The 16,347-nt window shown below is 64.2% G+C and carries 14 protein-coding genes; 9 read left to right on the top strand and 5 right to left on the bottom strand.

Annotation, left to right across the window (positions count from 1 at the left end):
* Nucleotides 1-13 precede the first annotated feature (13 nt).
* The 3 genes from RA26_RS15970 to RA26_RS15960 all read left to right on the top strand — a co-directional run bounded on the left by RA26_RS15970 (nt 14) and on the right by RA26_RS15960 (nt 2,521).
* On the top strand, nt 14-490 hold the full coding sequence (locus RA26_RS15970; RefSeq protein WP_039185242.1) for a c-type cytochrome: 477 nt from the start codon (nt 14-16) through the stop codon (nt 488-490).
* Between the two features lie 153 nt (nt 491-643).
* Nucleotides 644-1,186: an isopentenyl-diphosphate Delta-isomerase gene (gene idi, locus RA26_RS15965; RefSeq protein WP_039185239.1), complete on the top strand. Its 543-nt coding sequence runs from the start codon at nt 644-646 to the stop codon at nt 1,184-1,186.
* Nucleotides 1,187-1,264: 78 nt separating this feature from the next.
* Entirely contained in the window at nt 1,265-2,521 is a 1,257-nt protein-coding gene (locus RA26_RS15960; protein WP_039185237.1) for a flavin-dependent oxidoreductase, read from the top strand.
* Nucleotides 2,522-2,769: 248 nt separating this feature from the next.
* On the opposite strand, the gene glpK is transcribed toward RA26_RS15960, so the two are convergent.
* The 3 genes from glpK to panB all read right to left on the bottom strand — a co-directional run bounded on the left by glpK (nt 2,770) and on the right by panB (nt 6,027).
* Nucleotides 2,770-4,260 (bottom strand): glycerol kinase GlpK, encoded by a 1,491-nt coding sequence (glpK, locus tag RA26_RS15955; RefSeq protein WP_039185233.1) that lies wholly within the window; start codon nt 4,258-4,260, stop codon nt 2,770-2,772.
* Between the two features lie 67 nt (nt 4,261-4,327).
* Nucleotides 4,328-5,188, bottom strand: coding sequence for a pantoate--beta-alanine ligase (gene panC / locus RA26_RS15950; protein ID WP_039185446.1), 861 nt, complete (start codon nt 5,186-5,188; stop codon nt 4,328-4,330).
* 8 nt (nt 5,189-5,196) lie between these two features.
* Complete coding sequence (gene panB / locus RA26_RS15945) at nt 5,197-6,027, bottom strand: 3-methyl-2-oxobutanoate hydroxymethyltransferase (RefSeq protein WP_039185231.1); 831 nt, start codon at nt 6,025-6,027, stop codon at nt 5,197-5,199.
* Between the two features lie 166 nt (nt 6,028-6,193).
* Between panB and RA26_RS15940 the strand changes: the two genes are divergently transcribed.
* Complete coding sequence (locus RA26_RS15940) at nt 6,194-7,672, top strand: ABC transporter substrate-binding protein (RefSeq protein ID WP_039185228.1); 1,479 nt, start codon at nt 6,194-6,196, stop codon at nt 7,670-7,672.
* 65 nt (nt 7,673-7,737) lie between these two features.
* Complete coding sequence (locus tag RA26_RS15935; RefSeq protein ID WP_039185225.1) at nt 7,738-8,820, top strand: hypothetical protein; 1,083 nt, start codon at nt 7,738-7,740, stop codon at nt 8,818-8,820.
* 39 nt (nt 8,821-8,859) lie between these two features.
* Here the strand turns inward: RA26_RS15935 and RA26_RS15930 are convergent, their stop codons facing one another.
* Nucleotides 8,860-9,981, bottom strand: coding sequence for an acetoin utilization protein AcuC (locus tag RA26_RS15930; protein WP_152612644.1), 1,122 nt, complete (start codon nt 9,979-9,981; stop codon nt 8,860-8,862).
* 139 nt (nt 9,982-10,120) lie between these two features.
* Between RA26_RS15930 and RA26_RS15925 the strand changes: the two genes are divergently transcribed.
* From RA26_RS15925 to RA26_RS15910, 4 genes are read left to right on the top strand one after another with little or no spacing between them, the layout of a single operon-like run.
* A complete protein-coding gene (locus tag RA26_RS15925; RefSeq protein WP_039185444.1) occupies nt 10,121-11,068 on the top strand; it encodes an ABC transporter permease in 948 nt (315 codons plus the stop codon).
* A complete protein-coding gene (locus tag RA26_RS15920; RefSeq protein ID WP_039185221.1) occupies nt 11,065-11,880 on the top strand; it encodes an ABC transporter permease in 816 nt (271 codons plus the stop codon). Before RA26_RS15925 ends, RA26_RS15920 begins: the two co-directional genes overlap by 4 nt.
* Nucleotides 11,877-13,484 (top strand): ABC transporter ATP-binding protein, encoded by a 1,608-nt coding sequence (locus tag RA26_RS15915; RefSeq protein WP_039185218.1) that lies wholly within the window; start codon nt 11,877-11,879, stop codon nt 13,482-13,484. The genes RA26_RS15920 and RA26_RS15915 overlap by 4 nt, the downstream gene beginning before the upstream one ends.
* Nucleotides 13,477-14,928, top strand: coding sequence for an aldehyde dehydrogenase family protein (locus RA26_RS15910; RefSeq protein WP_039185216.1), 1,452 nt, complete (start codon nt 13,477-13,479; stop codon nt 14,926-14,928). Before RA26_RS15915 ends, RA26_RS15910 begins: the two co-directional genes overlap by 8 nt.
* Before the next feature lie 119 nt (nt 14,929-15,047).
* On the opposite strand, the gene pncB is transcribed toward RA26_RS15910, so the two are convergent.
* Nucleotides 15,048-16,337, bottom strand: coding sequence for a nicotinate phosphoribosyltransferase (gene pncB / locus RA26_RS15905; RefSeq protein ID WP_039185214.1), 1,290 nt, complete (start codon nt 16,335-16,337; stop codon nt 15,048-15,050).
* Nucleotides 16,338-16,347 lie beyond the last annotated feature (10 nt).

Raw genomic sequence — 16,347 nt, 5'->3', positions numbered from 1 at the left:
TGGAGCAAGCAATATGAAACCTCTTATGACCGCCGCCATTTTCGGCCTCCTCGCAGCCCCTGCCTTTGCCGAAGGCGATCCGGCTAAAGGCGAGAAGGGGTTCAACAAGTGCAAGTCGTGCCACATGGTGGTGTCCGACGCAGGCGATGTAATCGTCAAGGGCGGTAAGACCGGCCCGAACCTGTGGGGCCTGGCCGGCCGTCAGGCAGGCACCGTCGAGGGATTCAATTACGGCGATGACCTGGTCGCGGCAGGTGAAGCAGGGCTGGTGTGGGACGAAGAGAAATTCATCGCCTTCGCCGCAGACCCCAAGAAATTCCTGCAAGCTGAAACCGGCAATGCCAAGGCCAAGTCGAAAATGTCGTTCCGCCTGAAGAAGGGCGGCGAGGACATCTATGCCTTCCTGGCCAGCCACAGCCCGGCCCCGGCCGAAGAAGCACCGGCAGCGGAAGCCGCTGCTGATGAAGGCGCAGAAGCTGCCACCGAATAAGCGCTCGAAACCGTCATTGACGGCTGTGAAGCCGCGGCATTTTGGCCGCGGCTTTTCGCGTAATTGCTTTCCGTGCCCGCAGACGTTAGCGGTAGTTTTCAAAGCTGTCGAAATGCGGCAGACCGCAGAACAAAATACCGTCACGGACACAGCATGAGCCACATGATCCCCGCCTGGGTGAACGGTGAATTGACCCCGGTCGACAAGCTGGCCGCGCATGAGCGCGGGCTGAAGCACAAGGCGGTCTCCGTCTTTGTTGTGAAGGGTGTGGAAATCCTGATGCAGCGCCGCGCGATGGGGAAATACCACACTCCCGGCCTCTGGGCGAACACCTGCTGCACCCATCCTATGTGGGACGAACAGCCCTCGGCCTGCGCGGTGCGGCGGATGGATGAGGAGTTGGGGCTCACTGGCCTCTACCCCGAATTCCGCCACCACCTGGAATACCGCGCCGATGTCGGCAACGGGCTGGTTGAACACGAGGCGGTGGATGTGTTCCTGGCCCATGCCCACCGGCCGCTGCGGATTGCCGCCAACCCCGATGAAGTGATGGAAACCCGCTGGGTCGACTATCACGACCTCTTGGCAGAGGTGAGCCGCCACCCGGAGCGCTTCACCCCGTGGCTGAAGATCTACCTGCACAACTACGCCGACGTGATCTTTGGACCCGACCTGATCATCGGCGGACGGCGCTGACCGCTTTCCCTTCCTGACTGCTTGCCCCGCCCCGTATGCCGTGGTTCTCTGCGCACAAAATTAGGGAGCACACTTACCATGACCATCCTCATCGCCGGCGGCGGTATTGCCGGGCTCACCCTGGGGCTGACGCTGCATCAGATCGGGGTGCCGTTCCGAATCTTCGAGGCGGCGCGAGAGCTGAAGCCGATGGGCGTTGGCATCAACCTGCAGCCCAACGCCGTGCGGGAGCTGTTCGATCTGGGGCTGGAGGCAGAGCTGGACGCGATCGGTGTCAGGACCCGGCAGCTGGGGTTTTACAGCAAGCTGGGAAAAACGATCTGGGAGGAGCCGCGCGGCACCGGCGCGGGCTATGCCTGGCCGCAGTATTCGGTGCACCGGGGCGCGTTGCAGATGATGCTCCACCGCGTTCTGGCAGAACGTGCCGGTACGGACTGTATTGAGACCGGCGCGCGGGCGGCGGGGTTTGAAAACACGGACGGCGGCGTGGTGCTGCTGCTGGCGGACGGGCGGCGGTTCGAAGGATCAATGGTTGTGGCCGCGGACGGTATCCACTCTGCTCTGCGCGCGCAGATGGTGCCGGATGAGGGCGCCCCCATCTGGAATGGCCGCATCTTGTGGCGGGCCACCACCCAAGCTCCCGCCTTCAAGGGCGGCGCGGCCATGGCGATGATCGGCCATGACCATCTGCGGCTGGTGGCCTATCCCATCTCCCAGCCGGATGCAGACGGCCGCGTGACGATGAATTGGATTGCGGAGAAGAGCTTTGGTCCCTCCGCGCCCTGGCGGCGGGAGGACTGGAACCGGCCTGCCGACATCTCTGAATTCCTGCCGGATTTTGCGGACTGGCAGTTCGATTGGATCGACGTGCCTGCCCTGATCCGCGGCGCAGAAGTGGTCTATGAATATCCGATGGTGGACCGCGACCCGCTGGCGGGCTGGACCCAAGGCAACACCACCCTGATGGGCGACGCCGCGCATCCGACCTACCCGGTAGGGTCAAACGGCGCCAGCCAGGCCATCGTCGACGCGCGGGTGATTGGCGCGAAACTGCTGGAGCACGGGGTGATTGCCGCGGCGCTCGAGGCCTATGAGGCAGAGGTGCGCCCAGTGACAACAGCGGTGGGCCTCGCCAACCGCGCGGGCGGCGGGCCGGACGGGGTGCTGCAGCGGGTTGAGGACCTCTGCGGCGGAGACTTCGGAGACATCAGTGAGGTGATCCCGCAGGCGGAGCTGGCCGCTCATGCCGCCAAGTACAAATCCATTGCGGGTTTCTCGATCGAAGACTTGAATGCACGCGCCCCAACCATCCTGGCAGGCACCCGCGTGAGCTGAAGCCCTCCCAGCCCATGTGCGGGTCAAGGGCGGCGCAGCCGCCGTGCCGGAGGCACGGTTTACCCTTGAGGCACACATGGGCCCGAACACACCCGAAACGGCGCATGGAAGGACAGACCTGCCCTTCCATGCGCTTCTCAGCAAAGAAAATCGCCGCGCAAAGCGCGGCGCCACGCCCAACTGTGAGGCGCATTCATTGAATGCGGCAGAGCAGGCGGGAGCCCCCGCCCTGCCCCGTCACGCTGCATTCAGACGCCGATCACGGCCTGCACCGCGCGCTGCCAGCGAGCGTAGGCCGCCTGCCGCGCCGCAGGCTGCATCAAGGGTGAAAACTGGCGGTCGAGCTTCCAGGTATCCGCAAACCCGGTCTGGTCCGGATAGATCCCAGCGCGCATCCCGGCCAGCCAAGCAGCGCCCAGTGCCGTGGTTTCCTGCATCACCGGACGGTCGACGGCAGCGCCCAGGATGTCCGACAGGCTCTGCATGGTCCAGTCGCTGGCGCTCATGCCGCCATCGACGCGCAGGGTCACGGTGTGGTGGCTGTCGTCCTCCCAATCAGCGCGCATCGCCTCATAGAGATCGCGGGTCTGGTAGGCGACGCTTTGCAGCGCGGCGCGGGCGAACTCCGCCGGGCCGGAATTGCGGGTGAGGCCGAACATGCCGCCGCGGCATTCCGGCTCCCAGTAAGGCGCGCCAAGTCCGGTGAAGGCGGGCACCAGGATCACGTCCTGGCCCGGGTCGGCGCGCAGGGCCAGCTCGCCCGATTCCGAAGCCTGCTCGATGATCCCCAGCCCGTCGCGCAGCCATTGTACTGCGGCACCGGCAATGAAGATCGAGCCTTCCAGCGCATAGGTCGGCTTGCCGTCCAGCTGATAGGCGATGGTGGTCAGCATCCGGTTCTTGGACACAACCGGCTCATCCCCGGTGTTCAAGAGCGCAAAGCACCCCGTCCCGTAGGTGGATTTCATCATCCCCGGCTGGAAACAGGCCTGGCCGATGGTGGCCGCCTGCTGGTCGCCCGCCACGCCCAGGATTGGAACCGGGCCGCCAAGGATCTCCGGATCTGTGGTGCCGAAATCAGCGGCGCTGTCCTTCACCTCCGGCAGCATCTGCTGCGGCACGTCCAGAAGGTCGCTGATGGTGCGGCTCCAGCGGCCCTTGCGGATGTCATACATCAACGTGCGCGCGGCATTGGTGGCGTCCGTCACATGCGACGCACCGCCGGTCAGGCGCCAGATCAGGAAACTGTCCACGGTGCCAAACAGCAGATCGCCTGCCGCGGCGCGGTCGCGCGCGCCGGGAACGGTGTCGAGGATCCATTTCACCTTGGTGCCGGAGAAATAGGGATCAAGCAGCAGCCCGGTGCGGTCCGCCACCATTTCCGCGTGGCCCGCCGCGCGCAGCTGCTCGCAGATGGCGGCGGTGCGGCGGTCCTGCCAGACGATGGCGTTGTGGATCGCCTTGCCGCTGGCCTTGTCCCAGACCACGGTGGTTTCGCGCTGGTTGGTGATGCCGATGCCCGCGATATCCGCGGCGGAGACATCCAGATCCGCCATCACCTTGCGGCAGACCGCGACGGTGGTTTCCCAGATCTCCTCCGGGTCATGCTCCACCCAGCCCGCTTGCGGGTAATGCTGTGTGAACTCCTGCTGCGCGGTGCCCGCGACCTGCATGCCTGCATCAAACAGGATTGCCCGGGTCGACGTGGTGCCCTGATCAATTGCCAGAATATAGGTCATCGGCTGCCCTCCAGTCTCCTCTGACCGGGGACAATAAACGCAAAGGTGCTACCGCTACCAGCCCCTACTAAAATTTTAGTTTGGATACTGCGATATTGTCGATCAGGCGGATGCCATCCATCCAGGCCGCGGCCAGCAGGCGTGCCGGACGGGTTGGAGTGTCCAGCGCCTCCAGCGTTTCGGCGCAGCGCAGGTCGAAATATTCCACATCACCAAACCCTGCCTCAGCCAGTGCCTGCCGCGCGGCGGCCTCCAGCGGCGCCCAGGAGTCGCCCTCCGATGCCTTGGCGGCGGCTTCGCGCATGGCCGCATTCAACGCCGCAGCCTTGGCCAAAGCCTCCTCCGACAGGCGCAGATTGCGCGAGGACATGGCGAGGCCCGACGGCTCGCGCACAGTTTCGCAGCCAATGACCTCAATCGGGATGTCCAGATCACGGGCCATGCGGGTCACCACCATCAGCTGCTGATAGTCCTTCTGGCCAAAGAACGCCTTGTCCGCGCTGGTCTGCAGGAACAGCTTGGCAACCACCGTTGCCACGCCATCGAAATGTCCGGGGCGGAAGGGGCCTTCCATCACCGCGGTGATGCTGCCGCCAACAGAAACATTGGTGGCATAGCCGTCGGGGTAGATCTGGTCCGGGTCCGGCACATAGATCAGGTCAACACCGTAGGGGGCAAGCTTTTCCGCGTCCTCGTTCTCGGTGCGCGGATAGTTCGCCAGATCCTCCGGGTTGTTGAACTGCTTGGGATTCACGAAGATGGTCACGATCACGCGGTCGCAAGCCTGTTTGGCGGCCTCCACCAGCGACAGATGGCCGGCGTGCAGCGCGCCCATGGTCGGCACCAGACCGATGGTTTCACCGTTGCGGCGCCATTCACCTGTCTTGGCGCGCAGGTCTGGCAGGCGGCGGAGGATCGGGGCGGTCATGCCGGCACTCATCCTTTGGAGGGCGCTTGATCGGCAAAGACGTGCTCTGCCGCGGGGAAGCTGCGGGCGCGCACTTCGGCGGCGTATTCGGCAATCCCGGCCTCTGCCAGCGGGCCAAGGTCAGTGTAGCGTTTGACAAATTTCGGTTTGAAGGCGGTGAAGAAGCCCAGCATGTCATCAACCACCAGGATCTGCCCGTCACAGCCGGCGCTGGCACCGATGCCGATGGTGGGAATTGCGACCTCTGCGGTAATCTTGTCGGCCAGTTTCTGCGGCACCTTCTCCAGCACCACGGAAAACGCTCCGGCATCTGCCACCGCGCGGGCATCGGCCAGCACGGCGTCGCCTTGCGCATCGCGGCCCTGCACCTTGTAGCCGCCCAGGGTGTTGATCGACTGCGGCGTCAGGCCGATGTGGGCCATCACCGGGATGCCGCGCTTGACCAAAAAGCGGATGGTTTCGGCCATCTCGACGCCGCCTTCCAGCTTGACCGCGGCGCAGCCGGTTTCCGCCATCAGCCGCGCGGCGTTGCGGAACGCCTGCTGCGGGCCTTCCTCGTAGGAGCCGAAGGGCATATCGATGACCAGCATCGCCTGGCTCAGACCGCGCGCAACCGCCTGGCCGTGCAGGATCATCATTTCCATCGTCACGCCCAGCGTGGAGGTCAGCCCGTGCAGCACCATGCCGACGCTGTCGCCGACCAGCACGAAGTCGCAATGCTTGTCCATCAGCCGCGCCATCGGCGTGGTATAGGCCGTCAGGCTCACCAATGGGGTGCCGCCCTTGCGGGCACGGATGTCTTCGGCGTTGGGCGCCTGTTTCTTGGCTGTCGCGCTCATGGCTGTCCTGTCCGCGGTTCGTAAGTGGACACGGATTACCAATTAACGCCGCGTGCTTCCAGTGCGCGAAATGCCGCCCGGCCTTGATTACGCACGGGAAACAGGGAAACTCGTTTCCAATAGGCGCCGTTTTCAGGCCCGCAGATTGCACACAGGGAGATTTCAGATGGGTTTCAGATCCTTTGTTTTTGCCGCCAGTTCCGCGCTGGCGCTGGTGGCGGGCGGCGCCTGGGCCAAGGACAGCGTCACCATCGGCCTGCAGCTGGAACCGCCGCATCTGGACCCGACCAGCGCCGCGGCGCAGGCCATCGACTCGGTGGTCTACAGCAACATCTTTGAGGGGCTGACGCGCTTCATGGGCGATGGCTCCGTGGTGCCCGGGCTGGCGGAGAGCTGGGAAATTTCCGGGGACGGCATTGTCTATACATTCAAATTGCGCGAGGGCGTGACCTTTCACGACGGCAGCGCGATGGATGCGGCGGACGTGAAATTCTCTCTCGACCGCGCCCGGGCGGAGGACAGCACCAATGCCCAGAAGGCGCTGTTTGATGGGATCACAGCGGTGGAAGCGGTAGACCCGCAGACGGTGCAGATTACGCTGGAGGCGCCAAACGGCAGCCTGCTGTTCAACCTCGCCTGGGGCGATGCAGTGATCGTCGCACCGGAAAGCATCGGAGACATCAAGACCAATCCCATCGGCACCGGCGCCTATACCTTCCAGGAATGGGTGCAGGGCGACCGTATCACGCTGGCGCGCAACCCGGACTACTGGGGCGAACAGCCAGCGCTGGCCTCTGCCACCTTCAAGTTCATCTCCGACCCGACCGCGGCGTTCGCTGCGATGATGGCAGAGGATATCGACGCCTTCGACAATTTCCCGGCGCCGGAGAACCTGCCCCAGTTTGACGCCGATCCGCGGTTTCAGGTGCTGGTCGGCTCCACCGAGGGCGAAACGATCCTGTCCACCAACAATAAGCAGCCGCCGTTTGATGACATCCGGGTGCGGCAGGCCATGGCCCATGCGATCGACCGGCAGGCGATCATCGACGGTGCCATGTTCGGCTACGGCACCCCGATCGGCACCCATTTCGCGCCGCACAACCCAGCGTACAAGGATCTGACCGGGGGCTCCTCTTATGACCCGGAACAGGCCAAGGCGCTGCTGGCCGAGGCGGGTTTCCCGGACGGGTTCGAGACCACCCTGCACCTGCCGCCGCCATCCTATGCCCGTCGCGGAGGCGAGATTGTTGCCGCACAGCTGGCGGCAGTCGGGATCAAGGCCGAGATCATCAACGTGGAATGGGCGCAATGGCTGGAAAGCGTGTTCCGCGGCAAAAGTTTCGGCCTCACGATCATCAGCCATACCGAGCCGATGGACATCGGCATCTATGCCCGGCCAGACTATTACTTCCAGTATGACAGCAAGCCGTTTCAGGAGCTGATGACGACGCTGAATACCACCACCGACCCGGAGGCCCGCACCGCCATCCTGCAAGAGGCGCAGGAGATGATCGCGGCGGATTATGTGAACGGCTACCTGTTCCAGCTGGCCAAGCTGGGTGTGGCCAAGGCCGGGCTGCAGGGGTTGTGGGAAAACGCGCCCACTGCCGCCATCGACCTCAGCGCACTCAGCTGGGCGGAGTAACAGTACCGCCGCGAAGCCCTCGCTGGCCGGGCTTCGCGGTTTCCCTTGTGAATTGCAGCTTGAGTATGATTGTTTCCGGTATCTTCCAGCCCCTCATCCGCCTTATGGCTCTGGCCGCGGTTTGTGTTGCCTGCCTTGCCTGCACCGCCAGCGCACAGGCGGAGCTTTCAGGCAGCCTGGAAGGTCTGACCGGTACACCGGAAACACCGCTGGAAGTGGGCATTGGCATCAAGATCGACCAGATCGTCAACGTCGACCAGAAAGCCGAAAATTATGGTGCAGTTGCGGTCATCCGGGCCGAATGGACAGACCCGGCCCTGGCTTTTGATCCCGGCGCGTTCGGGCGGAATTACCGCATTTTCCAACCCGACGCCCTGGCGGAATACGCCAAGTCCGCCGGCGCTGTCATCCCGGTGTTCGTGATCCAGAACCAGCAATCCAACCGCTGGATCCACCAATCCGCGGCCGGGGTCCGCTCTGACGGCCATGTGGTTTATGTCGAAAAGTCGTCGCTGACGCTGCAGGCCCCGTATTTCGATTTCAGAAAATACCCGTTCGACACCCAGCGGTTTCAATTCGAGGTTGCCTCAGTTCTGCCTGCGGAATTTGTGCGCTACCACCCTCTGAACGACTATTCCGGGCTGGGCGGGCTGCTGGGCGAGGAGGAATGGATCCTTGGCAATGCACGCCTGGTCAAATCCAATGCCGAAGGGATTTCAGGGAACGACAGCGACCAGATCACGCTGGTGTTCGAGGGCAGCAGGCACATCACTTACTACCTGATCCGGGTATTTCTCCCCATGCTCGTGCTGATCGCCGTCAGCTGGTCGGTCTTTTTCCTCGACGAGTACCGCAAGCGGATCGAAATCTCGGGGGCGAACCTGCTGGTCTTTGTGGCGTTCAACTGGGCGATTTCGGCGGACCTGCCCAAGCTGGGATACCTGACCTTTCTTGATTTCGTCCTGCAATGGATGTTCCTTGCCACCGGTGCGGTCATTGTCTTCAATGTGGTGCTGCGCCGGCTTAAACTGGCCGGGCGCGAGACCCTGGCCCGGAAGCTCGACAACTACGCGCTGAAGTGGATCTACCCCATCGGCTATGCGGCCATCGTCGGCTTTGCAGTGCTGAAGTTCCTGGTCACATCTTAATGAGGTGCGGTCTGCGCCTGGCATTCCGCTGATACCGCGCTAACCCTTGAAACGCCTGTTCCGCAGATAGGCCACGCGCTCCCGGATTTCCTGCCGCACTTCCCCGCCCCGCGGCTGGTCACGCAGCGTCGTGAACCAATGCTCCGGCGGGTTGCGGCCCAGGCGGTTGCCGTTGAACTCCAGCCCGCGCAGTACCGCCTCACCTGCCGCAGGCAGCCTCTCCGGCACCTTATACCCGTTCAGCGCAGCCCAGACGCCGGTCCAAAGCCGCCCCACAGACCACGGATTATAGCCGCCGCCGCCCAGCACCAGATAGCGCGGCGCCATTCCCATCAGCGCCCGCACCACCGCCCAATGGGCGTTGTTCGACAGATCCAGATGCGGCAGCGGGTCTTCGGTGACGGCATCCGCCCCGCATTGCAGCACGATGGCATCCGGGCCAAACGCCTCAACCGCGGGCAGGATCAGCGCGTCGCGGATATGCGCCATCTCGTCATCGTTGAAGCCCCGCGGCACCGGCAGGTTCAGCGCTGATCCGCCCGCGTCATCGGCCAGCGTGCCGGTCTTGGGCCAGAGGTTTTCCTCATGCACCGAGATCATCAGCAAATCGGCGTCGCCGGCAAATCCATGCTCCACCCCGTCGGCGTGATGGGCGTCGATGTCCACATATGCGATCCGCCGGGCGCCGTGATGGCGCAGGGACAGCATCGCCAGCACCGGATCGTTCAGATAGCAAAACCCGTTGGCGCGGTCCGGCATCCCATGGTGCGTACCGCCTGCCGGATTGTAGACAATGCCACCATCCGCCAGCAGCTCCCCTGCCAGGATCGACCCGCCCGCGGCGGTGGCCGGGCGGCGGAAGATTTCCGGGAACACAGGGTTCGAAATCGTGCCCAGATGATGCCGCGCGCGCACTTTTGCACTGACCTCCTGCGCCGCCTCCGCGGCCTGCAGCGCAGCGATATATTCGGGTGTGTGCCACGCAGCCAGCGCCGCAGGTTTGGCGCGGGGGGAGTTTACATAGACCGCGTCCGGCAGCCAGCCCAGCGCACGCGACAGGTCCATCACGGTCGAGACCCGCGGCACCCGCAAGGGATGGGTGCGGCCATAGGAGGAGCCGCGGTAGATTTCGGATCCGATGAACAAGGGGCGGCACAGCATGGCCCAGTGATAGCCGGTTTCTGCCGGATGCCAAAGGGCACACCTCAACCCTTTGACGTTGCGCCTTTTTGCCTGCCTTCTCCGGTTTCGTTCTGCCGCAGACTAGACCCGTCCTCCGCCGGCTCCTAACGTGGCAGCCATGCTGCGTTATGCCCTGAAACGCCTAGTGTCGCTGTTTCTCAGCCTGGCTATTGCCTCGCTGGTGATTTTCCTTGTGGTGGAGGTGGCACCGGGTGATCCGGCTTCCTTCATGCTGGGGGTCAATGCACAGCCCGATACCGTCGCCGCACTGCGGACAGAGCTGGGGCTGGATCAGGGCAAACTGGCCCGCTACCTCAGCTGGGCCGCTGGGATGCTGAGTGGTGATTTCGGCACCTCCTATACCTACCGCACGCCGGTCGCAGGGATGATCGCCGACCGGCTTTGGGTGTCGCTGCCGCTGGCGCTTTATGCGCTGACGCTGTCGACCCTGATTGCCTTTCCCGCGGGCATTTACGCCGCCGCCCGCCGCGGCAAGCCGGGTGACATGGCGGTGATGGGGGCAACCCAGCTGGGGGTTGCGGTGCCGAACTTCTGGTTTGCGATGATGCTGGTGCTGGTGTTTGCCATCAACCTGCGCTGGTTCGGTGCTGGCGGGTTTCCGGGCTGGGACACGGGGCTGTGGGCCGGTCTCCATGCGCTCACCCTGCCCGCCATCGCGCTGGCCCTGCCGCAGGCGGCGATCCTGACGCGGGTGATGCGCTCTGCCCTCTTGGACATTCTGGGTGAAGATTTCATGCGCACCGCCCGCGCCAAGGGCCTCAGCCGCCGTCAGGCGCTGTGGCGGCACGGGGTACGCAATGCCTTGATCCCGGTGCTGACCATCATCGGGCTGCAGTTCTCCTTCCTGCTGGCGGGCGCCATCATCATCGAACAGGTGTTCTACCTGCCCGGCCTCGGGCGGCTGGTGTTCCAGGCGATTTCCTCGCGCGATTTGATCGTGGTGGAATCAGTGGTGATGCTTTTGGTCTTTGCCGTCATCACGGTGAATTTCCTGGTCGACCTTGCCTATGCGCTGGTGGACCCGCGCCTCAGGAGCCGGACATGACCCGCAACCTGATCCTTGGCGCCGTGCTGTCCTCTCTGGTGCTGCTACTAGCGGCACTGTCTTTCATCTGGACCCCATTTGACCACGCGGCGATGAACATCCCGGCCAAACTGCAGACACCCAATGCACAGCACTGGCTGGGCACCGATCATTTCGGCCGCGACCTCATGTCGATGATCATGGTCGGCGCGCGCACCTCCATCGCCGTTGCCTTGGTGGCCGTCGGCATCGGCATGGGCGCAGGCGTGCCGCTGGGTCTGGCCGCCGCGGCGCGCAAGGGGTCGTGGCTGGATGAATTGATCATGCGCGGCAACGATCTGGTCTTTGCCTTCCCCTCGCTGGTGATCGCCATCCTGATCACCGCCGTTCTGGGCGCAGGAGCCGTCAACGCCATCATCGCCATCGGCATCTTCAACATCCCCGTCTTTGCCCGCATCACCCGCGGCGCGGCGCTGTCCCTGTGGGAACGCGAGTTCATCCTGGCCGCCCGCGTCGCGGGCAAGGGTGCGGCGCGGATCTCGGCTGAGCATATCCTGCCCAATGTGATGAACCTCCTGATCGTGCAGGGCACCATCCAGTTCTCGCTCGGCATCCTGGCGGAGGCGGGCCTCAGCTATGTCGGCCTTGGCGCGCAGCCGCCCACCCCCAGCTGGGGGCGGATGCTGGCCGATGCGCAGACCATGGTCAGCTTTGCCCCGCATCTGGCCCTGGTGCCCGGCATGGCAATCATCCTGACTGTGCTGGGGCTGAACCTGCTGGGTGACGGCCTACGCGACTATCTGGATCCGAAACTGAGGGTGGCGCGCGCATGACCCTGCTGGATGTCACCAATCTGTCGGTCAGCATCGGCGCCTTCCAGGTGCTGAAGGACGTGTCCCTTCACGTCGATCCCGGCGAAATTGTTGCCGTCACCGGCGAAAGCGGCTCCGGCAAGTCGATGACCGCGCTGGCCATCATGCAACTGCTGCCCGAACTGGCGCAGGCCAAGGGATATGTCACCCTGGACGGCACCCAGCTGCTGGAGCAGTCCGAAGCGCACATTTGCACCATCCGCGGCCAGTCCGCCGGGATGGTGTTTCAGGAGCCGATGACCGCGCTGAACCCGGTGAAAACCATCGGCGCGCAGGTGATGGAAACCATCCTGATCCACAAGGCAATGCCGCGCGCGCAGGCTGAGGCACGCGCGCAGGAGGTACTGGAGCGGGTCGGGCTGCCCTCTGACCGCTTTCCGCTGTCGCGCTATCCGCACGAGCTGTCGGGCGGCCAGCGTCAGCGGGTGGTGATAGCGATGGCCATCGCCCTGCGCCCGAAGCTGCTGATTGCAGATGAACCGACAACCGCGCTGGACGTGACCACCCAGGCGCAAATTCTGGCGCTGCTGAAGGACCTGGTGCAGGACTATGGCATGGGACTGCTGATCATCACCCACGACCTGGCGGTGGTGGCGGATCTGGCGGACCGGATTGCCGTCATGCGCCAGGGCGAGGTGGTGGAGACCGGCCACACGGACTGGCTGTTGCGCCACATGCGCCATCCCTACACGCGGATGCTGTTTGAAGCCTCCAGCCATCAGGTGGCGTTGCCGGAACCACCTGCCACGGCACCTTTGCTGGAGGTCAGGAACGCCGTGCGCGACTACAAGACACCGCGCCCCTCGCTGTTTGCCAAACCTAGCAGCTTCCGCGCCGTGAAGGATGTCTCCTTCACACTGAACCGCGGTGAGCGGCTGGGACTGGTGGGTGAGTCGGGCTGCGGAAAATCGACCCTAACAAAGGCAATTCTTGGCTTGGAACCGCTGCAGGGCGGAGAAATCCGGTTGGACGGGGAATCCGTGACGACTCACCTGAAACCTGCGATTCGGCGCAAGGTTCAGGTGGTGTTCCAGGACCCCTACGGCAGCTTCAACCCGCGCCACCGCGTGGACCGGCTGATCACTGAACCGTTCCACACACTGCCAGATCCACCGGCAGGGGCGGCGCGCAGAGATCTGATTGCCGAGACCCTGACTGCCGTCGGGCTGAAACCAGAGGATGCCGGCAAGTACATCCACCAGTTCTCCGGCGGCCAGCGCCAGCGCATCGCCATTGCCCGCGCCCTGATTACACGGCCGGAGCTGATCATCTTTGACGAGGCGGTCTCAGCCCTCGACGTCTCCGTCCGCGCCCGCATACTCGACCTGCTGGCAGAGCTGTGCGCGGCCTACTCGCTGACCTACCTGTTCATCAGCCACGACCTGAGCGTGGTGCGCACGATCACCGACCGCTGCCTGGTGATGAAACAGGGCGAAATCGTCGAGCAAGGCGAAACCGAAGCCGTGTTCATTAACCCGCAGCACCCCTACACCCGCCAGCTGATTGCCGCAGCCCCGGTGCTGCCCGATCTCTCCGATCCCGAAAGGAGCCCCCAGCATGTCTGATCCCCTCTGGTTCGATCCCGCGCTTTGCCTAATTGGCGGCAAGTGGCTGCCCGCAGCCAGCGGCGGCACTCTGCCGCTGGTGAACCCGTCGGACGGCAGCGAAATCTGCCAGATCCCCCGAGGCGGCGCGGCGGATATCGAGGCCGCAGTGCTGGAGGCGGAGGCGGCGCTGGACGGCGACTGGGGCCGCATGACCGCATTGGAGCGGGGTCGCATCCTGACCCGCATCGGCCAGTTCGTGCTGGAGCGGGTGGAGCTGCTGGCCGCCATTGAGGCAATGGACGTGGGCAAGCCGCTGACCCAGGCGCGCGCCGACGCAGTGGCGCTGGCGCGCTATTGCGAGTTCTACGGCGGCGCGGCGGACAAGGTGATGGGGGAGACCATCCCCTATCTCGATGGCTACACCGTCTATACCCTGCGCGAGCCGCATGGGGTGACGGGGCATATCGTGCCCTGGAATTACCCGATGCAGATCATTGGCCGGTCCGTAGGGGCGGCGCTGGCAATGGGCAACGCCTGCGTGCTGAAACCCGCGGAGGAGGCCTGCCTGACCGCGCTGGCGTTCGCCCATATCGCCATGGAGGCCGGGCTGCCCGCCGGTGCGCTGAACGTGGTGCCGGGTCTGGGGGCAGAGGCCGGGGCGGCGCTGGCGGGGCATCCCGGCGTGCATCACATCTCCTTTACCGGGTCGGTCAGAACCGGCGCGCTGGTGCAGCAGGCGGCGGGCGCCAATGTGGTGCCGGTGACGCTGGAGCTGGGCGGCAAGTCCCCGCAGCTGGTGTTCGACGACGCAGATCTGGAAGCCGCCCTGCCGTTTTTGGTGAACGCCGGCATCCAGAACGCGGGCCAGACCTGTTCCGCCTCCTCGCGCATCCTGGTGCAGCGCAGGATTTATGAAGACGTGAAGGCACGGATGGCTGCAGTCTATGGCGCGCTGACCGTGGGGCCGGCGGCAGAGGACCTGCGGGTCGGGCCGCTGATTTCCAGCCGGCAGAAGCAGATTGTCGAGGACTACCTGAAACAAGGCGCGGACCTGCCGGTGGCGGCGCAAGGGGCAATAGTGGAGCACGCCCCGGAAAGCGGCGCCTATGTGCGCCCCACCCTGTTTGCCGATGTGCCGGAGGATCACGTGCTGGCGCGCGAAGAGATCTTTGGCCCGGTGCAGGTGCTGATCCCCTTTGACACCGAGGAGGACGCACTGCGGATTGCCAATGCCACCGACTATGGCCTGGTCGCCAGCGTCTGGACCCGCGACGGGGCGCGGCAGATGCGGCTGGCAAAACGCCTGCGCGCGGGCCAGGTGTTCCTCAACAACTACGGCGCCGGCGGCGGGGTGGAGCTGCCGTTTGGCGGGGTCGGAAAATCCGGCCACGGGCGGGAAAAAGGGTTTGAGGCGCTCTACGGTTTCTCGCAACTGAAGACCGTGGCGGCGCATCACGGTTAGGGTAGAAATTAGGTCAGCACTATTACCCCAATGTTTCGCGCGCGAAACATTGGGGCAGAGAGGCTGCCACTAATTGTACCTCTTCAAGGAATACACGCCGCTAGACCGGCGAAGTGTTATCAAACGATTACCGCCTGCCGTTCCTGCTCTCCGACACCGAAAACACGCTTGTAGCGGACGATTTCCTCTGCCGGACCCATCGCCTTTTCCGGGTTGTCGGACAGCTTCACGGTGGGCCGCCCGTTGGCCGCAACCGCCTTGCAGACCAGCGAGAACGGCGCCAGCGCGTCATCCGGCACCAGCTTGCGGAAGTCGTTGGTCAAGAGCGTGCCCCAGCCGAAGGAAACCTTGGTGCGGTCCGAGAACTGCGCGTGCAGGTCCTGGATCTGCTGCACGTCCAGGCCATCGGAGAAGATCACCCGTTTCTCTGCCGGATCCTCGCCGCGGGCTTTCCACCAGTTGATCGCCACCTCGGCGCCCTTGGCCGGATCGCCGCTGTCGATGCGGATGCCGGTCCAGCCGGCCAGCCAGTCCGGCGCGCGGTCGAGGAATCCCTGGGTGCCATAGGTGTCGGGCAGGATGATGCGCAGGTTGCCCTCGTGCTCATCATGCCAGTCGGACAGCACGTCGTAGGGGGCCTGCGCCAGTTCCGCGTCACTCTCTGCCAGCGCCGAATAGACCATCGGCAGCTCATGGGCGTTGGTGCCGATCGCCTCCACCTCGCGGCGCATAGCGATAAGACAGTTGGAGGTGCCGGTGAATTTGTCGCCCAGCCCCTCGATCATCGCCTGCACGCACCAGTCCTGCCAGAGGAAGGAATGGCGGCGGCGGGTGCCGAAATCGGCGATGGTGAGCTCCTCCACCTCGCGCAAGCGTTCGATCTTTTCCCAGACGCGGGTCATGGCGCGGGCGTACAGCACCTGCAGTTCAAACCGGCCCATGCTGTTGATCACTGCCCGGCTGCGCAGCTCCATCAGCACCGCGAGTGCCGGGATTTCCCACAGCATCACCTCGTGCCACTTGCCCTCGAACGTCAGTTCGTACTGATCACCCTTGCGCTCCAGGTGGTAGGGCGGCAGGCGCAGCCCTTCGAACCACTCCATGAAGTCGGGGCGGAACATCTGCCGCTTGCCATAGAAGGTGTTGCCGCGGAGCCAGGTGCTTTCGCCGCGGCTGAGGGACAGTGAGCGGATGTGGTCCAGCTGTTCGCGCAGCTCGCCCTCGTCGATCAGCTTGGCCAGCGGCACATGCGCCGAGCGGTTGATCAGTGAAAAGGTGACGGTGGTGTCCGGCTTGTTGCGGAACACCGACTGGCACATCAGAAGCTTATAGAAATCAGTATCAATCAGCGACCGGACGATCGGGTCGATCTTCCATTTGTGATTGTAGACGCGGGTTGCAATGTCCACCGGCGGCCTC

The sequence above is a fragment of the Leisingera sp. ANG-M7 genome (assembly GCF_000813965.1).
Taxonomy (GTDB): domain Bacteria; phylum Pseudomonadota; class Alphaproteobacteria; order Rhodobacterales; family Rhodobacteraceae; genus Leisingera.
The sequence above is the reverse complement of the archived record's forward strand: the minus strand, read 5'-3'. Positions and strand labels throughout refer to the sequence as shown.

Bases quoted from the DNA above. Each gene is read 5' to 3' on its own strand.
- RA26_RS15970 (WP_039185242.1), top strand. From the start codon at position 14: ATGAAACCTCTTATGACCGCCGCCATTTTCGGCCTCCTCGCAGCCCCT.
- idi (WP_039185239.1), top strand. From the start codon at position 644: ATGAGCCACATGATCCCCGCCTGGGTGAACGGTGAATTGACCCCGGTC.
- RA26_RS15960 (WP_039185237.1), top strand. From the start codon at position 1,265: ATGACCATCCTCATCGCCGGCGGCGGTATTGCCGGGCTCACCCTGGGG.
- glpK (WP_039185233.1), bottom strand. From the start codon at position 4,260: ATGACCTATATTCTGGCAATTGATCAGGGCACCACGTCGACCCGGGCA.
- panC (WP_039185446.1), bottom strand. From the start codon at position 5,188: ATGACCGCCCCGATCCTCCGCCGCCTGCCAGACCTGCGCGCCAAGACA.
- panB (WP_039185231.1), bottom strand. From the start codon at position 6,027: ATGAGCGCGACAGCCAAGAAACAGGCGCCCAACGCCGAAGACATCCGT.
- RA26_RS15940 (WP_039185228.1), top strand. From the start codon at position 6,194: ATGGGTTTCAGATCCTTTGTTTTTGCCGCCAGTTCCGCGCTGGCGCTG.
- RA26_RS15935 (WP_039185225.1), top strand. From the start codon at position 7,738: ATGATTGTTTCCGGTATCTTCCAGCCCCTCATCCGCCTTATGGCTCTG.
- RA26_RS15930 (WP_152612644.1), bottom strand. From the start codon at position 9,981: ATGCTGTGCCGCCCCTTGTTCATCGGATCCGAAATCTACCGCGGCTCC.
- RA26_RS15925 (WP_039185444.1), top strand. From the start codon at position 10,121: ATGCTGCGTTATGCCCTGAAACGCCTAGTGTCGCTGTTTCTCAGCCTG.
- RA26_RS15920 (WP_039185221.1), top strand. From the start codon at position 11,065: ATGACCCGCAACCTGATCCTTGGCGCCGTGCTGTCCTCTCTGGTGCTG.
- RA26_RS15915 (WP_039185218.1), top strand. From the start codon at position 11,877: ATGACCCTGCTGGATGTCACCAATCTGTCGGTCAGCATCGGCGCCTTC.
- RA26_RS15910 (WP_039185216.1), top strand. From the start codon at position 13,477: ATGTCTGATCCCCTCTGGTTCGATCCCGCGCTTTGCCTAATTGGCGGC.